Here is a 24,937-nt window from a genome sequence, read left to right on the forward strand (position 1 = left end):
GACCTCACCTTGCAGCCACTATATATAGCGGTGCCGCGTCAGGCGCCAACCGCCTTTCACTTTTTAGAATTCAGGAATTTTCTGATCCATGGGCAAATCGCTGGTCATTGTGGAATCCCCGGCTAAGGCCAAGACCATCAACAAGTATCTGGGCAACCAATACGTGGTGAAGTCGAGTATCGGCCATATCCGAGACCTGCCCACCAGCGGTTCGGCTAGCGCCAGTAAGGAGCCAGCCGCCAAGCGCGGCAAGGCTGCTGCCGGTGAAGCGCCGGCGCTGTCGCCGAAAGACAAGGCGCGCAAGCAGCTGGTCTCACGCATGGGGGTCGATCCGGAACACGGCTGGAAAGCCAAGTACGAGATCCTCCCAGGCAAGGAAAAGGTCATCGAAGAACTGCGTCGGCTCGCCAAGGATGCCGACACCATCTATCTCGCGACGGACTTGGACCGCGAAGGGGAAGCCATTGCCTGGCACCTGCGCGAAGCCATTGGTGGGGATGACAGCCGCTACAAGCGCGTGGTGTTCAACGAAATCACCAAGAAGGCCATCCAGGAAGCCTTCTCCCAGCCGGGCGAGCTGGATATCGACCGGGTCAACGCCCAACAGGCGCGGCGTTTCCTCGACCGTGTGGTGGGCTACATGGTTTCGCCGCTGCTGTGGGCCAAGATCGCCCGCGGCCTGTCGGCTGGTCGCGTGCAGTCGGTGGCCGTGAAGCTGGTGGTGGAGCGCGAGCGGGAAATCCGGGCGTTCATCCCTGAAGAGTACTGGGAAGTCCACGCCGACCTCGGCACTGCCAAGGGCGCGACTGTGCGCTTCGACGTGGCCCGCGAGAAGGGTGAAGCCTTCAAGCCGCTTAATGAGGCCCAGGCCATGGCGGCGCTGGAGAAGCTCAAGGCGTCCAGCTACAGCATCGTCAAGCGCGAAGACAAGCCGACCAGCAGCAAGCCGTCCGCGCCGTTCATCACCTCCACGCTGCAACAGGCCGCGAGTAATCGCCTGGGCTTTGGCGTGAAGAAAACCATGATGATGGCCCAGCGTTTGTACGAAGCCGGCTACATCACTTACATGCGTACCGACTCGACGAACCTGTCGGTCGATGCCGTGGCGATGGCGCGCACTTATATAGAAAGCGAGTTCGGCAAGAAGTACCTGCCGGAGACGCCGAACGTCTACAGCAGCAAGGAAGGCGCGCAGGAGGCTCACGAAGCGATTCGTCCGTCCGATGCCAACACCGAGCCAAGCAAGCTGTCGGGCATGGAGCGCGATGCCGAGCGTCTCTACGAGCTGATCTGGCGCCAGTTCCTGGCCTGCCAGATGCTGCCGGCGCAATACCTGTCCACCACGGTCAGCGTCGGTGCCGGCGACTTCGAGCTGCGCGCCAAGGGGCGCATCCTGAAGTTCGACGGCTACACCCGCGTCATGCCGCAAATCACCAAGCCTGGGGATGACGATGTCCTGCCGGACATGGCCCAGGGCGACGTGATGAAGCTGATCAAGCTCGATCCGACCCAGCACTTCACCAAGCCGCCGGCCCGTTACTCCGAAGCCAGCCTGGTCAAGGAAATGGAAAAACGCGGCATCGGCCGTCCTTCGACCTACGCCGCGATCATCTCCACCATCCAGGACCGCGGTTATGTGGCGCTGCACAACCGTCGTTTCTATTCGGAAAAGATGGGGGACATCGTCACCGAGCGTCTGTCCGAGAGCTTCTCGAACCTGATGGACTACGGCTTCACCGCCGGCATGGAAGAAAACCTCGACGATGTGGCTCAGGGCGAACGGGACTGGAAAAATGTCCTCGACGAATTCTATGGCGACTTCAAGAAAAAACTCGAAGTAGCCGAAAGCCCTGACAGCGGCATGCGCGCCAACCAGCCGGTCATGACCGACATCCCGTGCTTGACCTGCGGGCGTCCGATGCAAATCCGTACCGCCTCGACTGGCGTGTTTCTCGGTTGCTCGGGCTACAGCCTGCCGCCCAAGGAGCGCTGCAAGGCTACCGTCAACCTGGTGCCGGGCGACGAAATCGCTGCGGACGACGAGGGCGAATCGGAATCCCTGGTACTGCGCGGCAAGCATCGCTGCCCGATCTGCAGCACGGCGATGGATGCCTACCTGCTGGATGAAAAGCGCAAGCTGCACATCTGCGGTAACAACCCGGACTGTGCCGGCTACGAGATTGAAGAGGGCACTTATCGCATCAAAGGCTACGAAGGCCCGAGCCTGGAATGCGACAAGTGCGGCAGCGAGATGCAGCTCAAGACCGGCCGTTTCGGCAAGTTCTTCGGTTGCACCAACCCGACCTGCAAGAACACCCGAAAACTGCTCAAGAGCGGGGACGCGGCGCCGCCGAAGATGGACCCGGTGAAGATGCCTGAGCTCAAATGCGAGAAGGTCAACGACACCTACATCCTGCGTGACGGCGCCTCCGGCCTGTTCCTGGCAGCCAGCCAGTTCCCGAAAAACCGTGAGACCCGTGCGCCATTGGTGATGGAGATCGTGCCGCACAAGGACGAGATCGATCCGAAGTACCATTTCCTCTGTGAAGCACCGCAGAAGGATCCGGAAGGGCGTCCGGCGGTCATTCGCTACAGCCGGAAGACCAAGGAGCAGTACGTGCAGACCGAAGTCGACGGCAAGCCGACCGGCTGGAAGGCCTATTACGACGGCGGTAAGTGGACGGTTGAAGACAAGCGTTGATTGAACGCCTGTTTAAGAAGAGGGGCTAAGAGGCCCCGTGGCGAGGGAGCTTGCTCCCGCTGGGCGGCACAGCCGTCCTCGATAGGGCCCGACTGAACAAAAAGGCCGCATGACAACCTATAGGTTTTCATGTGGCCTTTTTGTTTTTGGCTTGCAGTGGCGTTGGTTGATCCACGACACTGTCGCACTTGCGTGAAGCTTTCATTTCGTTGGGGAGATGCCGCCATGGCCCACGAACTCTATACCCGCACCAATCAGAAAATCTATTTCGCCGGTCTGTCGCTTGAAGCGCTCACCCGGGCCGAAGACGGGCGTGCGATGAATTCCCCGGCGCTGCTCCAGGCAGGGCGTGAGTCCGCGCTGTTTCACCTATACGGTGCGTTGTTGGGGTTATGCCATGAAATCGCTGGTTTCTATCGCCTGCCACAAGCGAATGCGCCGCGGGCCGAGCTGCTGTTGACCCGCGAAGTGCTGGAAACCATCGCCATCCCGGAAATGGCCGAAATGGTCGAGCTGGCACACAATCCGGAAACCTGGCTGGCAAAGCTGTTGGCGGCCCATGCGGCGCTGTTCGAGCCGCCACGAGCCCCGCGCAAGCCCAAGGGGGACGTGACTCAGCCGTTGATCGTGGCGGTCAATCTGGACGAGCAGGATCCCGAGCAGGAGCTGAGCCGGGAAGAGCTGGAGAGCTGGCGTCAGAACCTCAAGAGCTTGGCGATACGCTTTCGTGAAGGGTTGAACGAGTGCTGAGTTTCCCCTCGGCCCTTTACGTCCATTGATAACGCTTGGTCAAGATCCCGAGCGGAGCCTGGCCGATGACTATATAATCCTCGCCTTTCGTGGAGAACAGACTTTTATGCCTACGTCCTTTCTAGAAATTGTCGAACTTCCTGATGGCCGCATCGAGCTGCGCAGGGCCGAGGACGAGGGTTCTCTGGTTACCCTGAACTTCTCCGAAGATGCCAAGGTGTTCCTCCAAGGCCAACACGTCGAAGTCGCCAAGGCGATGCTGAGCGTGGGCGTCCAGATGGCCGGTCGCCTGGTTGAAGGCGAATTCAACAAGGAAGAGGGGCCGCGGGTCCTTCATTAATCCCGCCTGTCGGTTTTTTTGAAAAATGTGACTGACCGGCTTCTCTGTCTTGGAGAAGCCCCGCGTTTGTCTTAGCCCAATCGAATATTCAGGCTTTGTGCGTCCCCGGTGCGGGCGGCGCTGATCAACTGTTGCCGTGCGGTCGCGGTCAATGGGTTGAGCCAACTGACCACAGTGTGGCTGCGGCCCAGGCGCAAGGCTTCGCAGGTCAACTGTTGGGCGCTCTGGGTACCCCGTGGCTGCAGCAACAGGATGCGTTCACGGTTCAGGCCGGCATCCCGCAGCCAGGCCTGGGTAACGCTGGCCGGTGGCGCGATCAGCGTCAACCAGCGAGCATCCTGGTCCTGGCTGAGTTCTCGCAGAATCGGCGCCAGCAGGTTCAGGCAGTTTCCGGCCGCACCACGTAACGACAGTTCGCTGAAAGCCTCGGGTTCGACGCCCCAGGGCGACTCGATTACGTCTTTCAGGACTGGAACCAGCGGTTGGGCCATGAATGCCTCGAACAGCGGAAGTTGTGTGTGTTGTGGTGTGTGAGGGAACTGCATAAAGCCTCCTTTAGCGGCGAATGACGCCGACGCTCAAGCCTTCGATGACCAGGTCCTGGTCTTTCAGGTTCACTTCGATGGGGGCGAACTCAGGGTTCTCGGCAATGAGCCAGACCTTGCTGCCGTCGCGCTTGAAGCGCTTGACGGTCACTTCGTCGCCGATGCGCGCCACCACGATCTGGCCATTGCGGGCTTCGCGGGTGGTGTGGACGGCCAGGAGGTCACCGTCGAAGATACCGATGTCCTTCATGCTCATGCCGTGTACCCGAAGCAGGTAATCGGCCCGGGGATGGAAGAACGAAGGGTTGATATTGCAGGATTCCTCGACATGCTGCTGGGCGAGGATCGGTGCGCCGGCCGCGACCCGGCCAATGATCGGCAGGGTGGTTTCGTCGGCCTTGGCTTCGAAGCCAGGGATGCGAATGCCACGGGATGCGCCCGGGGTCATTTCGATCGCGCCCTTGCGCGCCAGCGCCTTGAGGTGTTCTTCAGCCGCGTTGGGCGACTTGAAACCCAGTTCCTGGGCGATTTCCGCGCGGGTCGGCGGGTAGCCATTGTCTTCGAGGCAGCGTTTGATGAAGGCCAGAATCTCTGCTTGGCGTGGCGTCAGCTTTAGCATATTGATCGCTCTGTCTTTTTATACAGTGACTGGGATTATATACAGTGGACGCCGCTTGGCAATCCTCCTTTTTTCGCGGGCCGCTGGACGGTCGGTCGGCTTGTTGGTTGGGGCAGGGCTACCACCTGAGAAAAGGTGTGGTTAAATACGTGACCGACCGTTCGCAAAACGCCCCGGCAGGCTTGACAACCCCTAGGCTGAAACGTATGTTTCAAACAAGTGTTTGTCAGGCGGAGTAACCATGGCCCAGTCGGAAACCGTTGAACGCATTCTCGATGCTGCCGAGCAGTTGTTCGCGGAAAAAGGTTTCGCCGAAACCTCGTTGCGTCTGATCACCAGTAAGGCCGGGGTGAACCTGGCGGCGGTGAACTATCACTTCGGCTCGAAAAAAGCCTTGATCCAGGCGGTTTTCTCGCGGTTCCTCGGGCCTTTCTGCCTCAGCCTCGATCGCGAACTGGAGCGGCGCCAGGCCAAGCCCGACGTCAAGCCAACCCTGGAAGAGCTGCTGGAAATCCTGGTCGAGCAAGCCCTGGTCGTGCAACCGCGCAGCGGTAACGATCTGTCCATTTTCATGCGCCTGTTGGGCCTTGCGTTCAGTCAGAGCCAGGGCCACCTACGGCGTTACTTGGAAGACATGTACGGCAAGGTCTTCCGTCGCTACATGCTGCTGGTCAACGAAGCCGCACCGCGCATTCCGCCTATCGAGCTGTTCTGGCGGGTGCACTTCATGCTCGGCGCCGCTGCGTTCAGCATGTCCGGTATCAAAGCGCTGCGGGCCATCGCTGAAACCGATTTTGGTGTGAACACCTCCATCGAGCAGGTGATGCGCCTGATGGTGCCGTTCCTGGCAGCCGGCATGCGTGCCGAAAGTGGCGTCACCGATGAGGCCATGGCGGCCGCGCAACTGCGTCCACGCAGCAAATCGACTCCGGCGCTGGCCAAGGCTTGAGCGCACGGGTGGGCGTGGCTGCCTACATCCGCTAAGCTAGCCGCCCATGTCGATTCTCGTTTCGAACCCGTTCCATTCTTTATTGCATGACCGCGACCTGCCGGGCCTTGGGCCTGGCGGTGTGGTCGTGTCTGTGTCAGCGCGCGGGTTCATCGTTATTAAGGAAATGCTATGACTGCTGGCCTGCAAGGCTCGTTGATGGTGGACGTCGCCGGTACCTGGCTGACGGCCGAAGATCGCCACCTGTTGCGCCAGCCCGAGGTAGGCGGCCTGATCATTTTTGCCCGTAATATCGAGCATCCACGTCAGGTGCGCGAATTGAGTGCGTCGATCCGCGCCATCCGTCCCGACCTTCTATTGGCGGTGGACCAGGAAGGCGGCCGTGTTCAACGGTTGCGCCAAGGATTTGTGCGGTTGCCGGCGATGCGGGCGATCGCCGAGAACCCGAACGCCGAGTACCTGGCCGAGCAGTGCGGCTGGATCATGGCCACCGAAGTGCTGGCGGTCGGTCTCGACCTGAGTTTTGCCCCGGTGCTGGACCTCGATTACCAGCGCAGCGCCGTCGTCGGCAGTCGTGCCTTCGAAGGTGACCCTGAACGCGCGGCGTTGCTGGCCGGTGCCTTCATCCGTGGCATGAGCGCCGCCGGGATGGCGGCCACTGGCAAGCATTTCCCGGGTCATGGTTGGGCCGAGGCTGATTCCCATGTGGCGATCCCGAACGATGAGCGCAGCCTCGAGCAGATTCGCGCCAGCGACCTGGTACCGTTCGCCAAGCTGAGCAAGCAACTGGCCGCGATCATGCCGGCCCACGTCATCTACCCGCAGGTTGATGCCAATCCAGCTGGTTTTTCCCGCCGCTGGTTGCAGGACATCCTGCGCGGCGAGTTGCAATTTGACGGTGTGATCTTCAGCGATGATTTGTCGATGGCCGGGGCTCATGTGGTCGGTGATGCCGCCAGTCGTATCGAGGCGGCCTTGACGGCGGGTTGCGACATGGGCCTGGTGTGTAACGATCGCGCCGCCGCGGAGCTGGCCCTGAGCGCTGCCCAACGCCTGAAGGTCAAGCCTTCGGCGCGGATCGCCCGCATGCGCGGCCAGGCCTGTGCCTCCACGGAATACCGCCAGGACCCACACTGGCTGACGGCGCTCGGCGCACTGAGAGCTGCGCAGCTTATTGATTAAGGGATTGTCGTGACAGGTATAAGTAATGATCGGTAGCGCCCATGACACAGCCAATTGAGGCGCTTCTCGAGAGTGATTGGGCAGAATCCTTTCATCCGCGTTACCTTGAGCGCGGGTTCGACTACGCCGAGAGAAATCGGGTACGTGTACTGCGGATAGAGGCCCAATCGATTTACGCTGAATGCGAAGGTGGCGGCGATAATCTTTATCAGCAGCGGATCGAGCTCACTCGTTATCGGGGATACGACAGCGTTCGTTACGAATGCTCGTGCCCGGTCGGCGACAGCTGCAAGCACTGCGCTGCCGTCATGTTCCATTTAACGTGGAATCCGCAAGCATTGGAGGCCGGCTCCGCCAGCGAGCGCCTGAATTCTGAACTTGAAACCTGGATCAAGTGTATTCCGAAGCAGGACGCCGATTCGCTACCCGGTAAAAAAGACGCCGATGTCCGGATCTTCTACAAACTCAAGAATACGCACTTAGGGCAGTGGATTTTAGAGCTCTTCAAGGGGCGCCAGCTCGATGATGGTTCCCCGAAGGATGTGAAAGCGTTTAGCCAACTGACGGACATGCTGAATCGTTTTCCGGATTATATGTCCGAGGTCGACAAACAAATTGCTCAGTCGCTTATCAGCAGTCAGCATTATCACAGCCAGAACAGTTTCCCGTTGCAGGGCCGCAGTGGCGCCGAGGTGCTGGCGCTGGCATTGCAGTCCTCACGCTTGTTCATGGATTGCGACCCACCGGAGCCATTGAGCGCAGGTCCGCTAAAAAACGCGGAGTTTTTCTGGGCAGAGCAAGCCAACGGCAACTATCGGTCTCGGTGGCGCAGTGGCGACCAGGTACTGGATAACGTCCTGGTGCTTGAGCCGCTTCATTATCTGGATTTGTCGCGCAAAGAACTTGGCCGGCTGTCTTATGAAATGGACGACAAATTGGCGTGCCATTTATGCCTTGCGCCTGAGGTGCCCGCTCGAGATGTCGTGCTCTTCAGTCATCGAATCAATGCTGTAGACCGACCTATCCCGCCGCCGAAAGAATTGACTGAGCGCATTATCGAAGGTGTCGAGCCGCGAGCGGTGTTGACGTTGGGAAGTGCACTCGAGTTCCGGCACTGGAAATCTGTTCCGGAACATCGCGCGGCACTGACCTTTATTTATGATGGTCATGTGGCGGACGACAAAGCACCCACCGAACTGTCGATCCTGTCTGGAACCGACATTTTGCGCATTCAGCGTAAGCCGGATGCCGAACAAGCCTTTCGCACCGCTCTGCGTAAGGGAGGTTTCAAGAAAGCCAATCGCAAAAGCCTTGCGCTGGCGGACATCGCAGGTGAGCTATTTCAAATGGCGGATGACGACGCCTGGTTGGCCTTCATGGATAAAGGCCTGCCGCGATTGCGTGCCGCCAATTGGCAGATCGAGATCGAAGCGGGCTTTCATTTCGATCTGCAACCGGTAGAGCAGTTGTACGCCGACATCGAGGAGTCTCCCGGCCGAGAGTGGTTCGATTTACAACTGGGTATTGTCGTGGATGGGAAACGGCACAGCTTGCTGCCGATCTTGCTTTATCTGCTTCGCTCAAGCCCCGAGATGATGGACCCTGACAATCTTGATCGGCGCAGTGACGATCAGTTGATGTTGCTTGACCTCAACAGTGGAAAGTTGACGGCGGGTCCTGGTGTGAAGGTCGCGTTTCCGTATGGGCGGGTCAAGCCGCTGATGGCAACGCTTGGTGAGTTGTACATGAAGGAGCATCGGGGTGACTCGATACGGTTGAATACCTTTGATGCGGCCAGGTTGAATGTGCTCGAAAACGTGCCATTGACCTGGCAGGGCGGGGAGCGGTTGCGCACGTTCGCCAAGCGATTGCATGAGTCGACTCACGCGCATGTGCCTGCGCCGGCGGGACTTAAAGCCACGCTGCGACCTTATCAGTTGGAAGGGCTCAATTGGATGCAGACGCTGCGGGAGCTGGAAGTCGGCGGCATCCTGGGCGATGACATGGGCTTGGGCAAAACCTTGCAAACCCTGGCTCACCTGCTTTGCGAGAAGCACGCCGGGCGTCTGGATGCCCCGGCGCTGGCGGTCATGCCCACCAGTTTGATTCCCAACTGGCTGGACGAAGCGGCACGTTTTACGCCGCAGCTCAACGTCGTGGCGCTTCATGGCGCGGCCCGGCAAAAAGATTTCGCCAGCCTTGCACAGTACGACCTGGTTCTGACGACTTATGCCTTATTGCCGCGGGATCTGGAGGTGCTGAAACCCCAGGCCTGGAGTGTGCTGATTCTCGATGAGGCACAGAACATCAAGAACCCCACCAGCAAGGCTGCCCAGGCCGCCCGGGAACTCAACGCTCGCCAGCGACTGTGCCTGTCCGGTACGCCCCTGGAAAATCACTTGGGCGAACTCTGGTCGCTGTTTCATTTCCTCCTGCCCGGCTGGTTGGGGGATAGCAAAAGCTTCAACCGAGACTACCGCACGCCCATCGAAAAACACGGCAACAGCGAGCGAATGCGCCACCTTACGGCGCGGATAAAACCGTTTCTACTGCGGCGCAAAAAGGAAGAAGTCGCTACTGAGCTGCCTCCCAAGACTGAAATCGTTCATTGGGTCGACCTCAGCGGCGGGCAGCGGGATGTCTATGAAACCGTGCGTGTAGCCATGGACAAGAAAGTGCGCGACGAAATTGCTCGCAGCGGCGTGGCCCGTAGCCAGATCATCATTCTCGATGCGTTACTTAAGTTGCGCCAGGTGTGCTGCGACTTGCGGTTGCTCAATACCGTACAGACTGCCAAGGCGCTACGTTCCGGCAGCGGCAAGTTGGTCAGTTTGATGGAGATGCTCGAAGAATTGCTCAGCGAAGGGCGCAAGATTCTGCTGTTTTCCCAGTTCACCTCGATGCTGGCCCTGATTGAGGAGGAGCTGCAAAAGCGCAGCCTTGCCTATTCGTTGTTGACTGGCAGAACCACGGATCGCCGCACTCCGGTGAGGGATTTTCAGAGTGGCAAGGTGTCGCTGTTTCTAATCAGCCTCAAGGCCGGCGGTACGGGGCTCAACTTGACGGCTGCCGACACGGTGATTCATTTTGATCCGTGGTGGAATCCGGCGGTGGAAAACCAGGCGACCGACCGGGCTTATCGGATCGGTCAAAATAAACCCGTGTTTGTTTACAAACTGATTGCCAAGGGTACGGTGGAAGAGAAGATACAGGCCCTTCAGCAGGATAAGGCTGCGTTGGCCGGCGGTGTACTGGATGGTGGCACGACGGCTGGGTGGAAGCTTGAGCAGAGCGATATCGAAGCGTTGTTTGCACCGTTGCCCAAGGCCTGATTCACCGACACATTTACGGGGGATGTCGCCTGATAGTCAGCTATCGCGAGCAAGCTCGCTCCCACATTTTGGAACTGGGGTGGGCTCCGGCATTGCGGGCGCTGAAAATCCCCTGTGGGAGCCGAGCTTGCTCGCGATGATGGCTGCACAGTCAACATCTGCATCAACTGAACCACCGCTATCGCGAGCAAGCTCTGCTCCCACAGTGGCTCTGCGGTGAACACCAGGCTCAGGGACACCCAGGCTGAGTTGAGGGAGTGTCAGCGCTTCTCGAGCTTGTCCGGCAGCGGCGCGAACAACGCCTCGATATCGTCGCTCTGCAATTTCCAATCACCGGCCACGCGTCCATCCAGCACGCCAGCGGCGAGGTCGGATTTTTCCTTTTGCAGCAGCTGGATTTTCTCTTCCACCGTGCCTCGGGCTATCAGCTTGTAGACGAACACCGGTTTTTCCTGGCCGATGCGGTAGGCACGGTCGGTGGCCTGGTTTTCGGTGGCCGGGTTCCACCACGGGTCGTAGTGAATCACGGTGTCGGCCTCGGTCAGGTTCAGGCCTACACCACCGGCCTTCAGGCTGATCAAAAAGATCTGACGCTTGCCACTCTGGAATTCCTTGACGGGCGTGCGTCGATCCCGGGTCTGGCCGGTCAGGATGGCGTAGTCGACGCCGCGTTTCTTCAACTCATCTTCAATCAGCGCCAACATGGACGTGAACTGCGAAAACAGCAGCACCCGTCGCCCTTCTTCAAACAGCTCTTCGAGCATTTCCATCAGGCTGTCGAGCTTGCCTGAGGTGCTGCCTCGGGCGGGCAGGGTGGCGTCGTTGATCAGGCGCAGGTCGCAGCACACCTGGCGCAGCTTGAGCAGTGCTTCGAGGATGATGATCTGGCTGCGGGCCACGCCTTTGCGGGTGATCTCGTCGCGGACTTTCTTGTCCATCGCCAGGCGCATGGTTTCGTAGACGTCCCGCTGGGCGTCGCTGAGTTCGACCCAATGGATGATCTCGGTCTTGGGTGGCAACTCCGTCGCCACTTGTTCCTTGGTCCGGCGCAGCAGGAAAGGTTTTATCCGACCGTTGAGGTGCTGCAATCGTACGTCGCTGCCGCGCTTTTCGATCGGTACACGGTAATCGCGGTTGAAACTCTTGACGTCCCCGAGCCAGCCCGGCAACAGGAAGTGAAACAGCGACCACAATTCGCCCAGGTGATTTTCCAGGGGCGTACCGGACAGGCACAGCCGCTGGCGGGCGTTGAGCTCGCGGGCGGCCTGGGCGGCTTTGCTGGTGGGATTCTTGATGTACTGGGCTTCATCGAGGATCAGCACGTGAAGTGGCTGCGCTTTCAGGCGCTCGACGTCCTTGGGAAGCAGGGCATAAGTGGTGAGGATCAGGTCGTAATCCACCAGCCGTTCGAAATGTTTTTTGCGTCCCGCACCGTAAAGCGCCAGGACCTTGAGCTGCGGCGTGAAGTGGGACGCTTCGTCGAGCCAGTTGGGAATCAGGCTGGTCGGCATCACCACCATGCACGGCCGGTCGAGGCGACCGGCGTGTTTTTCGCTGAGAATGTGCGCCAGGGTCTGTAGGGTTTTGCCCAGGCCCATGTCGTCCGCGAGGATGCCGCCGACTTCCAGCTGTCGCAGCGACTGCATCCAGCTCAGGCCTTCGAGTTGATAAGGCCGCAGCGTCGCGTTCAGGCCTTCTGGCGCGGTGGCGGTGTAATCCTTGATGTCCCGCAGGCGTTGGGCCAGGCCGCGAATGTGTTCGCCGCCCTCCCAAGTCAATGGCATGTCCTGCAGCGGGTTCAGGCGCAAGGCGTCCGCGCTGTTGAGGCGCAGTTTGGTGGTGCCGGGCTCTTGCAGGTAAAACTCGCCCAGGGTCGCCAGCACCGGTTTCAGCCGGCCATAGGGCAGGGCCACTTGCTGCGGGCCGAACTCCGAGTTCGGGCGGTTGGGCAGGTTGACCAGGATCAGTTCATCGTCCCGGCGCCGGGCCAGGCGTTCCGGATTGAACAATTCGATGTGCGAGCGCATCAGGTTCAACAGGATCGGCAGCAGGCTCAGGCGTTCGCCATTGACGATGATCCCCAGTTCCAGGTCGAACCAGTCCCGCTCCGGCGTTTCCTCGACCGTGGCATACCACTCGTCCACCGCCGTCAGGTCAAAGCCGAAGTCCTCGTCGATCTGCAACTCCCAGCCCTGGGTGCGTAGTTTCGGCAGGTCGTTGAGGGTGAAGGTCAGCCAGGCGCTGTCGTTGACCATTTCGTACAGTTCGCCGGCGCTTTCCGGCAGGGCCTTGCTTTGTCGGGTCGCGACTTTGAAGCCGAGGATTCGTAGTTGTTCGCGGTAGGACTGTTCCACATCGGTGTGGCGTTTTATCCGCAACGTCTGGGTTTCCTGGCGAATCAGCACGTCTGTGTTGCGCTGGCCGCTGACGTATTCATCCAGATAACTGAAGGACAGCGCGGCGCGGTGCTGGATGTAGCGCTGCATCTTGCCGTTGCGTGGCTCGAAGGCGCTGAACTCGATACTGGCCAGCCATAGGCGCGGCACCGGCTGCACGTTGTCCACCAGCACTTGTGGCGGGGCCTTGGGGCTGCGGTTGTCCAGCACCGCTTGGAGTTTCTCCAGCAGGAGGGCGTCCTTTTCGGCGGCCGGGTAGGCCAGGGTTTCCTGGACTTGCAGCAACACGGCCGCGCAGTGCTTGCAGTTGATGCGCACCGGGCAGGAGCACGCGGCTTCGAGCAGAATCAGCGTGCCCTTGGCTGACTCTTTAAGGCGAATGGTCTGACGGTAGACGCTGCCGCCAGAGCCTTCGCAGCTGGCGATGATGGTGCTGTCGCCGGCCTCGACGATCCTGACGCGGTTTTCCAGCGCATAACGGCGCCCGCGCTCCAGGCTCTGTTCCTTGAATCGATTGACCCAGGAAGGTGCCAGGGGTTTGCTCAGGGGCGAGGGCATAGGCGCGCCAATCAGTCCGGAATGACTTCAGGTGCCTGCCGAGGTGCGGGCGCAGTCAGCGAAGTGATCTTGATCAACAGGCCGAGGTGACCGTTATCGAGGAAGTTCAGTTGGCCATTCTTGGTGTGGCTCTGCTGTTTGAGGCGCTCGCTGGCGGTGACCAGACCATTGGCGTCGATCTGGTTGACCCAGAAATCGGCATCCACGTCGGTGAAACGCCCCAGTTTCAGTTCCAGGGTGCCCTCGATGGGAAACTGGCCGAACTGTTCAGTACCGTCGCTGATGGCGACTTTTCGGCCCTGTTCGCCGAGGGTCTGCTGCCAGGCCTTGTGCATCAATACGGTGTATTGGCCGCTGGCGGTGAGTTTCTCGACGACGTTGCCCAAGGCCGGCGTGCGCTGGCTGTCCGCGCCCAGGCGTTGCGCGCCGGCGTCCCAGTCTTCCGGTGCGGCGCGGCTGACAATCGCCGGCTCGGCGTTCTGGCGTACCAGGATCATTTCAACCTGATACAGGTCGTCGGCGAACGCCAGGGGAGCGACCAGGGTCAACAACAAGGTCAATGAGCGAAACAGGCGCATGGGGCGTCCTTCAAGCAGTGGTCGGAGTGAGGCGCTCGAACAGCGCCTCTACGGTATTGAAACGCTCTTCCGCGCGTTCCATGGGCACCATGAATTTGAACATCGTGGCGCCTTCGAACTTGTAGCGTTTGGGCTGGCCCTGGATCAACTTGATCAGTACCAGTGGGTCGACCGGCGTCTGGGCCTCGAACTCGATCCGGCCGCCATTGGGGCCGCCATCGACTTTCTTGATGCCCAGTTGCTCGGCCTTGAGCTTGAGCAGCGTGGTGCGCACCAGGTTCTTGGTCGGTTCCGGCAGCAGGCCGAAGCGGTCGATCATCTCCACTTGCAGGTCCTTGAGGCCTTCCTCGTCGCTGGCCGAGGCGATGCGTTTGTAGAGGATCAGCCGTGCGTGGACGTCCGGCAGGTAGTCTTCCGGGATCAGTGCCGGTACTCGAAGGTTGATTTCCGGCCCGCCGCCCAGGGGTTGGTCGAGGTTCGGCTGCTCGCCCTTGCGGATCGACTTGACGGCGCGTTCGAGCATCTCCATGTACAGCGTGAAGCCGACGGCCTGGATCTGGCCGCTCTGGCCGTCGCCGAGCAATTCGCCGGCGCCGCGGATTTCCAGGTCGTTGGTGGCCAGCACGAAACCGGCGCCGAGGTCCTGGGTGTTGGCGATGGCTTCCAGACGTTTTTCCGCATCCGGGGTAATTTGCTGGCGCGGTGGCGTCAACAGGTAGGCATAGGCCTGGTGGTGGCTACGACCGACCCGGCCGCGCAACTGGTGCAGTTGGGCCAGGCCGAATTTGTCGGCGCGCTCGATAATGATGGTGTTGGCGCTCGGCACGTCGATGCCGGTCTCGATGATGGTCGAGGCGATCAGCACGTTGAAGCGCTTGTGGTAGAAGTCGCTCATCACCTGTTCGAGTTCACGCTCGCGCATCTGTCCGTGGCCGATGCCGATGCGCGCTTCCGGCACCAGCTCGGCCAGGTCGGCGGCACATTTCTCGATGGTCTTCACGTCATTGTGCAGGTAATAGACCTGGCCGCCGCGCAGCAGCTCACGCAGCAGGGCTTCCTTGACCGTGCTTTTGTTCTGCTCCATGACAAAGGTGCGCACCGACAGGCGCCGGGCCGGCGGCGTGGCGATGATCGACAGGTCGCGCATGCCCGACACCGCCATGTTCAACGTACGCGGGATCGGCGTGGCGGTCAGGGTCAGGATGTCGACCTCGCTGCGCAGGGCCTTGAGCTGTTCCTTCTGGCGCACGCCAAAACGGTGCTCTTCGTCGATGATCACCAGCCCCAGGTTCTTGATCTTCACGTCGTCCTGCAGCAGCTTGTGCGTGCCGATGACGATGTCGATCTTGCCCTCGGCCAGGTCGGCCACGGCGGCGTTCACTTCCTTGGTGGATTTGAAGCGACTCATCACTTCCACGGTCACTGGCCAGTCGGCGAAGCGGTCGCGGAAACTGTTGTAGTGCTGCTGGGCAAGCAGGGTGGTCGGGACCAGGATCGCCACCTGCTTGCCGCCATGCACGGCAATGAACGCGGCGCGCATCGCCACTTCGGTCTTGCCGAAGCCCACGTCGCCACACACCAGTCGGTCCATGGGCTTGGGGGCGAGCATGTCGGCGCGCACGGCTTCGATGGTGGTCTGTTGGTCGACGGTTTCTTCGAAGGGGAAGCCGGCACTGAAGGTTTCGTAGTCGGCTTTCGGATCGGCGAAGGCGTAGCCCTCGCGAGCCGCGCGACGGGCGTAGATGTCCAGCAGTTCGGCAGCCACGTCGCGCACCTGTTCGGCGGCCTTGCGCTTGGCTTTCTGCCAGGTTTCCGAGCCCAGGCGATGCAGCGGGGCCAGGGCGTCGTCGCTGCCGGTGTAGCGAGCGATCAGGTGCAGGTTCGCTACCGGCACGTAGAGCTTGGCGCCCTCGGCGTATTCCAGGGTCAGGAACTCGGCGGCCTGGTTGTCGATTTCCAGTGTCGCCAGGCCCAGGTAGCGACCCACGCCGTGATCGATGTGTACCACGGGCGCGCCTTCACGCAGCTCGGTGAGGTTCTTGATGACGGCGTCGTTGGCGGCGTCGGCACGTTTCTCGCGACGGCGGCGCTGCATGACCCGCTGGCCGAACAACGGACTTTCGGCCACCAGCGCCAAGGCTGGCTCATCCAGGACCAGGCCGTCGTTCAGCGGCGCGATGGTGATCGCCAGGCGATCCTTGCCGGCAACGAAGTCCGGCCAGCTGTCGACAGTCTTCGGTCGCAGCTTCAAACGTTCGAGCAGTTCCAGCAGCACTTCGCGACGTCCCGCGGATTCGGCGGTGAACAGTACGCGGCCGGGGAATGCATCGAGGAAACCCGCCAGCGCCGCCAGCGGTTGCGTGGCCTTGGCTTCGATGGCCAGGTCCGGCAATGCCTTGGCCGGGAAGCGTTCACGACCGACGCCGGTTTCCACGTCCTGCTGGCTCGCCACCACGCGCGGCCAACTCTTGAGACGGGCAAAGCAATCTTCCACCGGCAGGAACAGCTCGGCTGGCGGCAATAGAGGCCGGGACGGATCGACGCGACGCTCTTCGTAGCGGTTGCGCACATCGTTCCAGAAATTTTCCGCCGCTTGCTCGATGCCCGGCAGGGAAAACACCTGGGTGTCCTGGGGCAAGTAATCGAACAGGGTGGAGGTTTCTTCGAAAAACAGCGGCAGGTAGTACTCGATACCGGCGGGCGTGATCCCGCTGCTCAGGTCCTGGAAGATCGGGCAACGCCGGAAATCCACATCGAAGCGTTCGCGAAAGCGCGCCTTGAAGCGGGTCACGGCGTCTTTCTGCAACGGGAATTCCTTGGCGGGCAACAGGCGGATCGACTGCACTTTGTCGATGGAGCGCTGGTTTTCCGGGTCGAAGGTGCGCAGCGTCTCGATTTCGTCATCGAACAGGTCGATGCGATACGGCAGTTTGCTGCCCATCGGGAACAGGTCGATCAAGGCGCCACGCACCGCGAACTCGCCGTGCTCATACACCGTGTCGACGCACCGATAGCCACTGGCCTCGAGGCGGGTGCGCATTTGCTCGACGTCGAGCTTCTGGCCGATGTCCAGCACCAGGCTGCTGCCGAGCAAAAATTGGGTCGGGGCCAGGCGATGTAGGGCTGTGGTGATCGGCACTACCAAAACGCCATGACTGAGCTCCGGCAGCCGATAAAGGCTGGCGATTCGCTGGGAAATGATGTCCTGGTGCGGCGAAAACAGATCGTAGGGCAGGGTTTCCCAGTCCGGAAAATGCAAGACCGGCAAATCCGGCGCGAAGAAACTCAGCTCCTGTTCCAGCCGTTCGGCGCTTTGGCTGTCGGCGGTCAGTAGCAGGGTGAAACGCTTTGCAGCGCTGGCAGCCTCGGCGATGGCCAGGCTCAGGGCGGCACCGGGCAGGTTGCCCCAGTGCTGTTTACCTGCCGCGGCAGGGAGAAGCGGAAGACGCAGAACGGGCACGGAAGATTGAGCTCCAGCATTGCGACAAAGTCGACAATTGTAGCGGGGGAAGGGGGCTGCTGTCAGTCGCAGACTACCCAGGCAGGCAGGAAAACCACGGCGCGACGGGCGCGCATTGCTCCGCAGAGGACTCGGCGGCATAATGTAGCCCCTTTTTTCAGCCCCTACATGTGGAAGGTTACCGTGACTCAGAAGCCCGACCAGTGTCTTGGTGAATGGATTGATCGTGAAGCGCTCGCCGAAGCGATGATCCCTCTCATCGGTCAGCTCTACCGCAATAACAACGTGGTGAGCTCGATCTATGGCCGCAGCCTGATCAACCAGTCTGTCATCGCGATCCTCAAAGCCCACCGCTTTGCGCGCCACCGTTCTTCCGACGACAGCGAACTCTCCGTCCACGAAACATTCCCTCTGCTCAAGGCCATGAGCGAGCTCAAGCTCGGCGCGGCTTCGGTGGACCTGGGCAAGTTGGCGTTCAAATTCCGCAACGAAGGCAATGGCCGTAGCGCCGAGCAATTCGTACGTGAAGAGATGGCTGATGTGGTTGGCCAGCAGAACGTTTCGGCTCGCAAAGGCACTGACGTGGTCCTGTACGGCTTCGGTCGTATCGGCCGTCTGCTGGCGCGCATCCTGATCGAAAAAACCGGTGGTGGCGACGGCCTGCGCCTGCGGGCCATCGTGGTGCGCAAGGGCGCCGAGAACGACCTGACCAAGCGCGCCAGCCTGCTGCGTCGCGATTCGGTCCATGGTTCGTTCAACGGCACCATCACCATCGACGAAGAAAACAACACCATCACCGCCAACGGTAACCTGATCCAGGTGATCTACGCGAAGAACCCGACCGAGGTGGATTACACCCAGTACGGCATCAAGGACGCACTGCTGGTGGACAACACCGGTGTATGGCGTGACGCCGACGGCCTGGGCCAGCACCTGGCCTGCCCGGGTGTCGACCGCGTTGTCCTGACCGCGCCTGGCAAGGGCAAGCTGAAGAACATCGTTCACGGCATCAACCATGGCGAAATCACCGCCGACGACAAGATCGTCTCCGCCGCCTCTTGCACCACCAACGCCATCGTGCCGGTGCTCAAGGCCGTGAACGACAAGTTCGGTATCGTCAACGGTCACGTCGAAACGGTTCACTCGTACACCAACGACCAGAACCTGATCGACAACTTCCACAAGGGCGATCGCCGTGGCCGCAGCGCCGCGCTGAACATGGTCATCACCGAGACCGGTGCCGCCACCGCCGCCGCCAAGGCCCTGCCTGAACTGGCCGGCAAGCTGACCGGCAACGCGATCCGCGTACCGACGCCGAACGTGTCGATGGCCATTCTCAACCTGAACCTTGAGAAAGCCGCTACCCGTGAAGAGATGAACGAGTACCTGCGCTACATGGCGCTGCACTCCGACCTGCATAAGCAGATCGACTTCGTCAATTCCCAGGAAGTGGTGTCCACCGACTTCGTGGGCTCGCGCCACGCCGGTGTGGTGGATGCTGAAGCCACCATCAGCCAAGATAACCGCGTGGTGTTGTACGTCTGGTACGACAACGAATTCGGTTACAGCTGCCAGGTGGTTCGCGTGATGGAAGACATGGCCGGGGTAAACCCGCCAGCGTTCCCGCGCTAAGCGTTAGCCGCTTGTGAAAACGCCCCGACTTGTCGGGGCGTTTTTGTATCTGGAGGTTTTGTGTTGGCTGGGCCGGCCTCTTCGCGAGCAAGCCCGCTCCCACAGGATGTACGCGGACAAACTGTGGGAGCGGGCTTGCTCGCGAAGGCGATCTGTCAGGCGCCGCCCACTACGGAAGCCTGCGCCGTGCGCAGTTCATGCCGATTACCCTTGAACAGCACCAGGGTGGCAATCAGCCCCAGCACTGCTGCCCCGGTGAGCCATATGCCCGGTGCCGCCTTGTTGTCGAGCACATGGATCAGGTAGGTACAGGCTGCCGGGGTAAACCCACCGAACGTTGCCGTCGCCAGGCTGTAGGCCAGGGAGAACCCGGTGGTGCGCACCTCGACCGGCATGATTTCCGTCAAGGCGACGACCATTGCACCGTTGTAGGATCCATACAGGAACGACAGCCACAGCTCGACGATCAACAAATGGCTGAAACTGGGGTTCGCCACCAGCCAGGACAGGGCCGGATAAGCGGTCAGGATCGCCAGGACAGTCGCACCGAGCAGCAGGGGTTTGCGTCCGATCTTGTCGGAAAACGCCCCCATCACTGGCAGCCAGAAAAAATTCGACAAGCCGATGCACACCGTGACCAGCAGCGCGTCCAGGTCCGACAGGTTCAACTCGGCCTTGCCGAAAGTCGGTGTGTAAGCCGTGATCAGGTAGAACGATACGGTGGTCATCACCACCAGCGCCATGCCGGCCAGGACGATGCCGAAGTTCTGACCGATTGAGCGGACAATTTCCGACAGGCTGGGACGGTGTTTTCTCGCTTGGAACTCAGGTGTTTCTTCCAGCGAACGACGGATCATGAAGATCGCCGGGACAATCATACAACCCACCAGGAACGGTACGCGCCAGCCCCAATCCCCCATTTCCTGGGGGCTCAGCCAGTGATTGAGGCCAACCCCCAGCAGACCGGCAAACACCACGGCGGCCTGTTGGCTGGCCGATTGCCAACTGACAAAGAAGCCCTTGCGCCCCGGCGTGGAGATCTCCGCCAGGTAAACCGACACGCCACCCAATTCCACACCAGCGGAGAAACCTTGCAGCAAGCGGCCGAGCAGCACCAGCAAGGGCGCCGCCACGCCGAGGACGGCATAGCCCGGCACGCAGGCGATCAGTATGGTGCCCATGGCCATCAGCACCAGGGTGATGATCAAGCCTTTGCGACGGCCGTGGCGGTCGATGTAGGCACCGAGAAAAATCGCCCCCAGGGGGCGCATCAGGAACCCGGCACCGAACGTGGCCAGGGACAGCATCAGCGAGGCAAACGCACTGTCGGCGGGGAAGAACGTCTTGGCGATGGCCGTGGCGTAGAAGCCATAGACCATGAAGTCGAACATCTCCAGGAAGTTGCCGCTGACAACGCGAAAAATCGCCTTGCCGTTGCTCGTATTGGAAGGCATGGGTTGGTACTCACTCTGGTAAATCTTGTATGGAAGCGGTGCACCCCCTGTGGGAAGTCTTGTGAAGACCTGTGGGAGCCAATGGAGCCCTGTGGTAGCAAAGCTTGCTCGCGATGCAGACGATACGGTTCAACTGCAAGACCGCGTCATCGTTCATCGCGAGCAAGCTTTGCTCCCACAGGCTTCAACAGGTTCCCACAGGGCTCCATTGGCTCCCACAGGGTTTTTTGCACGCGCTGGCGTTCATAATGGCCGGCGCGGTTTTGAGGGGAGATGAAGATTTGTTAACTGGACGATGGATAGGGCTTGTGGTGCTGGCCGGCGTGTTGTCCGGTTGCGGCGGTGGCGACACCTTGGAGCGCTTCGACGGCCCGACCATGGGCAGTCACTATTCCATCCAGTACGTCAGGCCTCCCGCCGGGCCCGGTCCGAAAACGGTGCAGGCCGAGGTGGAAAACATCCTGGCCGAAGTGGATCGGCAATTCTCGACCTATCGCAGCGACTCGGACGTCGAGCGCTTCAATGCGCTGCCGGCCAACAGCTGCGAGGTCATGCCTGGCCCGGTCCTGGCGTTGATCCGCGTGGGCGAGCAATTGTCGGTCCAAAGCGATGGCTCCTTCGACCTGACGGTGGAGCCACTGTTGAACCTGTGGGGCTTCGGTCCCCAGTCCCGCGCAGAGCAAGTGCCGAGCGCCGAGGCACTGGCCGAGGTGCGCCAGCGCGTTGGCCACGACCATCTGCGCATTGAGGGCGATCGGTTGTGCAAGGATGCGGCGGTGGAAGTCGACTTCAACAGTATCGCCGCCGGTCATGCCGTCGACCGCATCGCCGCCAGGCTCCAGGCCCTGGGCATCGACAGTTACCTGGCCGAAGCCACCGGAGAACTCAAGGCTGTCGGGCGTAAACCTGATGGTTCGGCCTGGCGCATTGCCCTGGAAGAGCCTCGGGATGACCGGCAGGTGGCTGAGCGTATCATTGAGGTCAACGGCTACGGGGTTTCCACCTCGGGTGACTATCGTAAATATTTCGAACGGGGCGGCCAGCGTTATTCCCACACCTTTGATGGACGTACTGGTGCGCCGGTCCTACACAACCTGGCGTCCGTCACGGTGATTCATCCTTCGGCGATGATGGCCGATGGACTATCGACGCTGTTGCTGATTCTCGGTCCTGAACGGGGTTGGGACTATGCCCAGAAGCATGACATCGGGGTACTTTTCGTATTGCGGGATGGGGAGCGTTTCGTCGTTCGCACCAATGATGCCTTTGAACGGATGACCCGTGGGAAAACCCAATGAACACCGACGTGTCATTCACCGATAAACCCGTGGCGAGGGAGCTTGCTCCCGCTTGAGTGCGAAGCGCTCACAAAAGGGGCCGCTTCGCAGCCCAGCGGGAGCAAGCTCCCTCGCCACAATGATTTGGGCAAATCTTAAGTGAGCACTGCGTTTTGAAAGGTCACCTGTGGCGAAATAGCGCAGGCAAAACTAGCCTACGGCGCGACCAAGGGGTAATGTGCGCGGCGTTGACGCTTCTATAGACTGTGGCCGGGCGCGTGAACCGGCCTAAAATTGTTCCTTCATGCCGCCGGCCGGCATGATTTAGCCGTGGATGCCAAGCGTGGCATCGCGGCCTGTTCTGAGGAGTACGCATGGCTGTCTACAACTACGACGTGGTGGTACTGGGCTCCGGCCCGGCGGGGGAAGGCGCGGCAATGAACGCGGCCAAGGCAGGGCGCAAGGTGGCGATGGTCGACAGCCGTCGGCAGGTCGGCGGCAACTGCACCCACTTGGGTACCATCCCGTCCAAGGCCTTGCGTCACTCGGTCCGGCAGATCATGCAGTTCAACACCAACCCGATGTTCCGGGCCATCGGCGAGCCGCGCTGGTTCTCCTTCCCGGACGTGCTCAAGAGCGCCGAGAAGGTCATCTCCAAGCAAGTGGCCTCGCGTACCGGCTACTACGCCCGCAACCGCGTGGACGTGTTCTTCGGCACCGGCAGCTTTGCCGATGAGCAGACGGTCGAAGTGGTCTGTGGCAACGGCGTGGTCGAGAAGCTGGTGGCCAAGCACATCATCATCGCCACCGGTTCGCGCCCGTATCGCCCCGCCGACATCGATTTCAACCATGCGCGGATCTACGATAGCGACACCATCCTGAGCCTGGGTCACACCCCGCGTAAGCTCATCGTCTACGGTGCCGGCGTGATCGGTTGCGAATATGCCTCGATCTTCAGCGGCCTGGGTGTGCTGGTGGAGTTGGTGGACAACCGCGGCCAGTTGCTCAGCTTCCTGGACTCGGAAATCTCCCAGGCCCTGAGCTATCACTTCAGCAACAACAACATCACCGTGCGCCACAACGAAGACTACGACCGCGTCGAAGGCGTCGACAATGGCGTCATCCTGCATCTCAAGTCTGGCAAGAAGATCAAGGCCGACGCCTTGCTCTGGTGTAACGGCCGTACCGGCAACACCGACACCCTGGGCCTGGAAAACATCGGCGTGAAGGTCAACAGCCGTGGCCAGATCGAAGTCGACGAGAACTACCGCACCTGCGTGCCGAACATCTACGGTGCCGGTGACGTGATCGGCTGGCCGAGCCTGGCCAGTGCCGCTCACGACCAGGGTCGTTCGGCCGCCGGCAGTATTGTCGACAACGGCAGCTGGCGCTTCGTCAACGACGTGCCGACCGGCATCTACACCATTCCGGAGATCAGCTCGATCGGCAAGAACGAGCAGGAGCTGACCCAGGCCAAGGTGCCGTACGAGGTGGGCAAGGCGTTCTTCAAGAGCATGGCGCGTGCGCAGATCGCCGGCGAGCCGCAAGGCATGCTGAAGATCCTGTTCCACCGCGAGACCCTGGAAGTGCTCGGCGTGCACTGCTTCGGCTACCAGGCATCGGAGATCGTGCACATCGGCCAGGCGATCATGAACCAGCCGGGCGAACTGAACACGCTGAAGTACTTCGTCAACACCACGTTCAACTACCCGACCATGGCCGAAGCCTATCGGGTAGCCGCCTACGACGGGCTCAACCGGCTTTTTTGAGCGGCTCCGGCCGGTGGCCTGAGCCGGCCGGGGAGACCGATTTCAGCAATTCTCGAGGGTGGCAGTGGCCAAACCGGGAAAGTCTGTAATCAGGCTGTCAGCGCCAAAGTCGGCGAGCCTGCGCATGAGCGCGGGCTCGTTGACGGTCCACACCGACACATGCAGCCCCTGGCGCTGCGCCTTGGCCAGGCGTTCCGGCGTGCACAGGGTCCAGTTCAGCGCCAGAATCTCGCAGCCGTAGCTCTGGGCGACCTTCAACGGGTCGAGCCAGGCGTATTCGGCCACCAGTCCACGGGAAATGTCCGGGGTCAGGTCCAGGGCCGCCTTGAGCACTTCCCGGGAACTGGAAGTGATGGTGATTTTGTCCAGCAGCCCGAAACGCTGGGCCATTTCGCGGATGCCCAGCACGGTGGCGGCGGCGCGGGTGCGTGAAGCGCTCTTGACCTCCAATTGCCAATGCTCGAAATCACACTGCTCGAACAGCTCCTCCAAGCGCGGGATCGGGCACGGCTTGATCCATCCCGGGCCACCCTTGCGCGCATCGTAGGTCACCAGCTCGGCGGCGGAATGCTCCACCACCTTGCCGCGCCGGTCGGTGGTGCGCTTGAGGGTCGGGTCGTGGATCACCATCAACTCGCCGTCCATTGAAAGATGCAGGTCCAGCTCGCAACGGCGTACGCCGTGCTTGAGGCACTCCTGAAAACCGGTCAGGGTGTTTTCCGGCGCTTCGCCCTTGGCGCCGCGGTGGCCATAAATGAGGGTCACGGTTCTTCCTTATTGATGCCTGATTCGTTCAGTTCCCGGGCCAGGCGCCGTTCTTGCGCCTGTTTCTGCAGGATGTAGCGGGCCAGCAACTGGCGCTGGGCGTCGGTCGGGCGTTCGAACTCGGTGCCCACGTCGTAGCCGTCGCCCTTGGGGTCGCAGTGCGTGACCCGCGCCCGCAGCAGCAAGCCGAGGGCCTGGGGCATCAGCACCAGCTTGATCGACAGGTGCGCGCCGACGGCGATGGGGGTGGGGTATTGGAAGTCGATGCCGCCTTCGGAAATGATCACCGGCTGCGGATCGCCAATTTCGCCGAGCACCGTCAGGGCAATGACCTGGCTGAGCAGGTCGATGCGTTTGTTCATCGCCTTGAGGTACGCCGCGATGCTGCGTTCGCGCTCGCTGATCTGGCGCAGCAGGTGTTGCGACTCGAATTCGCTCAGGTGCAGTTCGCTGAGCAGATTGAACAATGGAGAAGCATCCTGCAACACTTCCTGGCCAGCAGCTTCAGGAATGGACAGGGGCCGAATTTCCAGTGCGATCGTGTCCTCGATACGGTAGTATTCGCGGCGATCTTCTTCATCTAATGTCGACATGGCGAACCCATGGTAGCGGCGGTGGTCTGAGTGTAAA

General features: G+C 60.8%; 17 protein-coding genes. 9 read left to right on the plus strand and 8 right to left on the minus strand.

The genetic code is table 11. The features are described 5' to 3' along the window. Window positions 1-88 precede the first annotated feature (88 nt). The 3 genes from topA to HU715_RS04540 all read left to right on the plus strand — a co-directional run bounded on the left by topA (window position 89) and on the right by HU715_RS04540 (window position 3,791). Window positions 89-2,701, plus strand: coding sequence for a type I DNA topoisomerase (gene topA, locus HU715_RS04530; RefSeq protein WP_186705230.1), 2,613 nt, complete (start codon window positions 89-91; stop codon window positions 2,699-2,701). 225 nt (window positions 2,702-2,926) lie between these two features. Then, entirely contained in the window at window positions 2,927-3,451 is a 525-nt protein-coding gene (locus HU715_RS04535) for a DUF6586 family protein (protein ID WP_186705229.1), read from the plus strand. A 106-nt stretch (window positions 3,452-3,557) separates the two neighbouring features. Then, window positions 3,558-3,791: a hypothetical protein gene (locus HU715_RS04540; protein ID WP_003183419.1), complete on the plus strand. Its 234-nt coding sequence runs from the start codon at window positions 3,558-3,560 to the stop codon at window positions 3,789-3,791. Window positions 3,792-3,862: 71 nt separating this feature from the next. On the opposite strand, the gene sulA is transcribed toward HU715_RS04540, so the two are convergent. Continuing rightward, on the minus strand, window positions 3,863-4,336 hold the full coding sequence (gene sulA, locus HU715_RS04545; RefSeq protein WP_186705228.1) for an SOS-induced cell division inhibitor SulA: 474 nt from the start codon (window positions 4,334-4,336) through the stop codon (window positions 3,863-3,865). A gap of 10 nt (window positions 4,337-4,346) precedes the next feature. Further along, a complete protein-coding gene (gene lexA / locus HU715_RS04550; protein WP_003199651.1) occupies window positions 4,347-4,955 on the minus strand; it encodes a transcriptional repressor LexA in 609 nt (202 codons plus the stop codon). 241 nt (window positions 4,956-5,196) lie between these two features. On the opposite strand from lexA, the gene HU715_RS04555 reads away from it, so the two are divergent. The 3 genes from HU715_RS04555 to HU715_RS04565 all read left to right on the plus strand — a co-directional run bounded on the left by HU715_RS04555 (window position 5,197) and on the right by HU715_RS04565 (window position 10,418). Then, window positions 5,197-5,904 (plus strand): TetR/AcrR family transcriptional regulator, encoded by a 708-nt coding sequence (locus HU715_RS04555; RefSeq protein WP_013692622.1) that lies wholly within the window; start codon window positions 5,197-5,199, stop codon window positions 5,902-5,904. A gap of 183 nt (window positions 5,905-6,087) precedes the next feature. Then, on the plus strand, window positions 6,088-7,086 hold the full coding sequence (gene nagZ / locus HU715_RS04560; protein ID WP_186705368.1) for a beta-N-acetylhexosaminidase: 999 nt from the start codon (window positions 6,088-6,090) through the stop codon (window positions 7,084-7,086). A 41-nt stretch (window positions 7,087-7,127) separates the two neighbouring features. After that, complete coding sequence (locus tag HU715_RS04565) at window positions 7,128-10,418, plus strand: DEAD/DEAH box helicase (protein ID WP_186705227.1); 3,291 nt, start codon at window positions 7,128-7,130, stop codon at window positions 10,416-10,418. Window positions 10,419-10,678: 260 nt separating this feature from the next. Here the strand turns inward: HU715_RS04565 and HU715_RS04570 are convergent, their stop codons facing one another. Genes HU715_RS04570 through mfd form a run of 3 tightly spaced genes read right to left on the minus strand, consistent with a single transcriptional unit; the run spans window position 10,679 to window position 17,410 of the window. Further along, a complete protein-coding gene (locus HU715_RS04570; protein WP_186705226.1) occupies window positions 10,679-13,372 on the minus strand; it encodes a DEAD/DEAH box helicase in 2,694 nt (897 codons plus the stop codon). 11 nt (window positions 13,373-13,383) lie between these two features. Continuing rightward, the gene (locus tag HU715_RS04575) at window positions 13,384-13,950 is read right to left on the minus strand and encodes a CsiV family protein (protein ID WP_186705225.1); all 567 of its coding nucleotides are present in this window, start codon (window positions 13,948-13,950) and stop codon (window positions 13,384-13,386) included. 10 nt (window positions 13,951-13,960) lie between these two features. Then, window positions 13,961-17,410: a transcription-repair coupling factor gene (gene mfd, locus HU715_RS04580; RefSeq protein WP_186705224.1), complete on the minus strand. Its 3,450-nt coding sequence runs from the start codon at window positions 17,408-17,410 to the stop codon at window positions 13,961-13,963. 168 nt (window positions 17,411-17,578) lie between these two features. On the opposite strand from mfd, the gene HU715_RS04585 reads away from it, so the two are divergent. Next, the gene (locus HU715_RS04585; RefSeq protein WP_186705223.1) at window positions 17,579-19,042 is read left to right on the plus strand and encodes a glyceraldehyde-3-phosphate dehydrogenase; all 1,464 of its coding nucleotides are present in this window, start codon (window positions 17,579-17,581) and stop codon (window positions 19,040-19,042) included. Between the two features lie 155 nt (window positions 19,043-19,197). Here the strand turns inward: HU715_RS04585 and HU715_RS04590 are convergent, their stop codons facing one another. Next, window positions 19,198-20,496 carry an MFS transporter gene (locus HU715_RS04590; protein ID WP_186705222.1) on the minus strand — a complete coding sequence of 433 codons (1,299 nt, stop codon included), beginning with the start codon at window positions 20,494-20,496 and terminating at the stop codon, window positions 19,198-19,200. A gap of 248 nt (window positions 20,497-20,744) precedes the next feature. On the opposite strand from HU715_RS04590, the gene HU715_RS04595 reads away from it, so the two are divergent. Further along, window positions 20,745-21,794, plus strand: a complete 1,050-nt coding sequence (locus tag HU715_RS04595) for an FAD:protein FMN transferase (protein ID WP_186705221.1) — start codon at window positions 20,745-20,747, stop codon at window positions 21,792-21,794. Between the two features lie 353 nt (window positions 21,795-22,147). Beyond that, window positions 22,148-23,542: a Si-specific NAD(P)(+) transhydrogenase gene (gene sthA, locus HU715_RS04600; RefSeq protein WP_003183399.1), complete on the plus strand. Its 1,395-nt coding sequence runs from the start codon at window positions 22,148-22,150 to the stop codon at window positions 23,540-23,542. A 42-nt stretch (window positions 23,543-23,584) separates the two neighbouring features. Here sthA and HU715_RS04605 read toward each other — a convergent pair whose 3' ends face one another. Then, on the minus strand, window positions 23,585-24,307 hold the full coding sequence (locus HU715_RS04605; protein ID WP_053120741.1) for a glycerophosphodiester phosphodiesterase: 723 nt from the start codon (window positions 24,305-24,307) through the stop codon (window positions 23,585-23,587). Then, window positions 24,304-24,900 (minus strand): PilZ domain-containing protein, encoded by a 597-nt coding sequence (locus HU715_RS04610; protein ID WP_186705220.1) that lies wholly within the window; start codon window positions 24,898-24,900, stop codon window positions 24,304-24,306. The genes HU715_RS04605 and HU715_RS04610 overlap by 4 nt, the downstream gene beginning before the upstream one ends. Window positions 24,901-24,937 lie beyond the last annotated feature (37 nt).

Origin of the sequence: Pseudomonas zanjanensis (genome assembly GCF_014268745.2) — a bacterium.
Taxonomy (GTDB): Bacteria; Pseudomonadota; Gammaproteobacteria; order Pseudomonadales; family Pseudomonadaceae; genus Aquipseudomonas; species Aquipseudomonas zanjanensis.

What these genes read in the sequence shown, in the direction of transcription:
- HU715_RS04565 (WP_186705227.1), top strand. Translation starts at nt 7,128, where the DNA reads ATGACACAGCCAATTGAGGCGCTTCTCGAGAGTGATTGGGCAGAATCC.
- HU715_RS04575 (WP_186705225.1), bottom strand. Translation starts at nt 13,950, where the DNA reads ATGCGCCTGTTTCGCTCATTGACCTTGTTGTTGACCCTGGTCGCTCCC.
- HU715_RS04535 (WP_186705229.1), top strand. Translation starts at nt 2,927, where the DNA reads ATGGCCCACGAACTCTATACCCGCACCAATCAGAAAATCTATTTCGCC.
- lexA (WP_003199651.1), bottom strand. Translation starts at nt 4,955, where the DNA reads ATGCTAAAGCTGACGCCACGCCAAGCAGAGATTCTGGCCTTCATCAAA.
- HU715_RS04595 (WP_186705221.1), top strand. Translation starts at nt 20,745, where the DNA reads ATGGCCGGCGCGGTTTTGAGGGGAGATGAAGATTTGTTAACTGGACGA.
- HU715_RS04590 (WP_186705222.1), bottom strand. Translation starts at nt 20,496, where the DNA reads ATGCCTTCCAATACGAGCAACGGCAAGGCGATTTTTCGCGTTGTCAGC.
- HU715_RS04555 (WP_013692622.1), top strand. Translation starts at nt 5,197, where the DNA reads ATGGCCCAGTCGGAAACCGTTGAACGCATTCTCGATGCTGCCGAGCAG.
- sthA (WP_003183399.1), top strand. Translation starts at nt 22,148, where the DNA reads ATGGCTGTCTACAACTACGACGTGGTGGTACTGGGCTCCGGCCCGGCG.
- HU715_RS04570 (WP_186705226.1), bottom strand. Translation starts at nt 13,372, where the DNA reads ATGCCCTCGCCCCTGAGCAAACCCCTGGCACCTTCCTGGGTCAATCGA.
- HU715_RS04585 (WP_186705223.1), top strand. Translation starts at nt 17,579, where the DNA reads ATGTGGAAGGTTACCGTGACTCAGAAGCCCGACCAGTGTCTTGGTGAA.
- sulA (WP_186705228.1), bottom strand. Translation starts at nt 4,336, where the DNA reads ATGCAGTTCCCTCACACACCACAACACACACAACTTCCGCTGTTCGAG.
- HU715_RS04540 (WP_003183419.1), top strand. Translation starts at nt 3,558, where the DNA reads ATGCCTACGTCCTTTCTAGAAATTGTCGAACTTCCTGATGGCCGCATC.
- HU715_RS04610 (WP_186705220.1), bottom strand. Translation starts at nt 24,900, where the DNA reads ATGTCGACATTAGATGAAGAAGATCGCCGCGAATACTACCGTATCGAG.
- topA (WP_186705230.1), top strand. Translation starts at nt 89, where the DNA reads ATGGGCAAATCGCTGGTCATTGTGGAATCCCCGGCTAAGGCCAAGACC.